This window comes from Roseobacter weihaiensis, assembly GCF_020622345.1.
Classification (GTDB): domain Bacteria; phylum Pseudomonadota; class Alphaproteobacteria; order Rhodobacterales; family Rhodobacteraceae; genus Roseobacter; species Roseobacter weihaiensis.
In genome coordinates, this window is the sequence record NZ_JACNMO010000077.1 from 1 (window position 1) to 1,253 (window position 1,253).

General features: G+C 57.5%; 1 protein-coding gene. It reads right to left on the reverse strand.

The features are described from left to right. Positions 1-263: 263 nt before the first annotated feature. A partial coding sequence (locus H7847_RS26565; RefSeq protein WP_227272732.1) for an IS110 family RNA-guided transposase occupies positions 264-1,253 on the reverse strand: 990 nt, incomplete at its 5' end.

The window sequence follows — 1,253 nt, forward strand, 5'->3', positions numbered from 1 at the left end:
AACGGCAGCTTCTCTAATTGGGCTTTTCGGTCAAGCTTGTTTTCCTTTTTCAATCGTGGCGTTTGTCGCTCATCCGGGTCACGCTTCTCTTCGCAGTCTGATTGATGACCTGATGTCATCGCTGCACGCATGTGTCGGATTGGCAGTGGAGAACCTCGCTTTGGGACGCGCTTCTCGATGCGCAGCAGCCATATTCGGCTTCTTCCACAGACCTCGTCCGGTGAGGGACAACCCCGTTCAGATTGGGTGGTGGGCGGTTCAGATCATGCCATGCCCTCCACCTTCACCGGACGGAACTCAGTGCCATCTGCCCACATGCGGTGGAGCAAAACAGCCAGTTTGCGTGCGACAGCAACAATTGCACGGCGTCTGCCCTTGGTCCGCATCAGGCGCATGCCCCACGATTTGATCTGCGACCCAGCCATCGTGCGCATCAGCAACGCGTTAGCCGCAGCGTACAGGGTTGCGCGAACATCTCTATCTCCCGCTCGGGATATTCGACCTGGGTTATCGTGCTCGCCCGACTGATATCGTCGAGGTGTAAGGCCAAAGTGCGCACCAACGGTGCGGGAACTCTTGAAGCGACCAGGATCATCGACGGCGGCTTTGAATGTGAGTGCTGCTATCGGGCCACCGCCAGGTACTGTCATCATCCGCATGCAGACATCGTCGTTGCGGGCCGCACGCTTAACCCGCCGGTCCAAAGCAAGATAGTGTTTGTATATCGCGCGGCGGGCATCCGGCAGCGGCAGCATGGCGTGTGCCAATACCTCATCGACTTCGATCAGCGGGCGCACGGCATCATCGAAGCTGCCATGCTGGACAGTTTTGGGCAGACGAAGTCCGAAGATCTTCAGCAGCCCGCGCACCTCATTCGCTAAATCAATCGTCTCATTGAGTAAGGCTTTGCGGCAGCTCAACAAAGCGCGCATTCCATGCGCCTCTCGGCTCTTCATGTGAACCGGGCTGAACCATCCTGTCCGCAAGATCTGAGCGATACCCCGAGCATCGTTCTTGTCTGTCTTGTTGCGCATCGCCGACAGAGCAGCATTGACCTGACGAGCCTCCATGCAGACGACGTCGAAACCCTCATTCGTTAACCCGAAAAACAGATGCTGCCTCATCGTGCCCGCCTCGAACCCAATCCGAGTGATCGGATGCGGGAAGCTTGCCAAACACTTGGTGATTTCGCCGACATCGCATGCCAGCTCGCGCTCCAAGGCGACGGCACCTCTGGCATCCACAATGCACAA